A 1,100-nucleotide genomic window follows, 5' to 3' on the forward strand; every position below is an offset into this window, starting at 1 on the left:
CGATCATGGTTCTTCTCGCCCCGGGTTCCGCACCGGATCGGCGGAGATCGGCAGAGGCGATCCGGGACGTCCGTCAGGCCTGGGTTCCCGGGTTGCCCGGATCCGGCCGTGCCGGCGTTATCGGCCCATCTGCTCGGAATGCTGCCGCGGGGTGCTGGAATACCGCGGGAAGACGGATGTGTCGGGTCTGACACCGAGGCGAACACGTGATGTCTGGCCTGTTGCCGCGCGGGACCGTATTGTACGCGTCGGTCGGGGGAGATCCGTTGTCCTGTGTCGACCACGCGTGGATGCGGACAAACGTCGTCGGCTGTGCCCGCGCCAGAGTCGTTGCGTATTGTAGCCGCTCGATCCTGTTCGGGTATGGGTCTGAACGGGTACCGACATGCGGTCGTGCGTCGCGTCCTGCGCACACGGCTGATCAAAACCGTAATGAACGATTGGAACTGTAAGGAAGGAGACTCAATGGCTCGTGACTTCGACGCCCGGCGGGGCGCTGACGTCGAGGACGACGAACTCCAGGAGCAGAGTCTGGAGACGCTGAAGGCACAGCGTGCCGGGGCTGCCGCCGATCTCGGAGACGATGTTGATGCTCTCGAGGCCGAATTGGATCTTCCGGATGCCGAGGTGCGTGACGAGGAGCTGTCCCTGCGGGTGCTGCCGAGACAGGCTGACGAGTTCACCTGTACGAGCTGCTTCCTCGTCCACCACCGCAGTCAGCTTGCGGACGCTCATCGGGCGGTCTGCTCGGACTGCGCCGCCTAGCGCCGGCCATCGGAGAAGATCGACGCGGGCTTGTCGCTGGGTACGCCCGCAAGGGTCAAGAAGCGTACCCAACGACAAACTCGTCTGGATCATGCTTCGTACGGACGGGGCTGCGGGCGGTGCCCGTGTCGGCCGGTGTTCGTCGGAAGCGCTTCGACGGACACCGGCCGGGGCGCCTGATCTGGTTTTGCGCACGCCTGACGGCGCCGGCGGATTCGGCCGGCGCCGTCAGGCGTGCGATCATGATCTTTTCGGTCGGCGGGCCCGCGGGATGCGCGGCTGCGCACCCTGCCACCGCGGGCTGGGAGCCGGCCTGAGAGGCCCAGCTCCCCGGT

1 protein-coding gene is annotated in these 1,100 nt (G+C 66.4%); it reads left to right on the plus strand.

Translation table 11 applies throughout. The features are described from left to right. Window positions 1–465: 465 nt before the first annotated feature. On the plus strand, window positions 466–765 hold the full coding sequence (locus DD1DGNOD_RS07105; RefSeq protein WP_131765819.1) for a DUF4193 family protein: 300 nt from the start codon (window positions 466–468) through the stop codon (window positions 763–765). Window positions 766–1,100: the final 335 nt, after the last annotated feature.

This window comes from Candidatus Protofrankia californiensis, from assembly GCF_900634765.1.
GTDB classification, from domain to species: Bacteria; Actinomycetota; Actinomycetes; order Frankiales; family Frankiaceae; genus Protofrankia; species Protofrankia californiensis.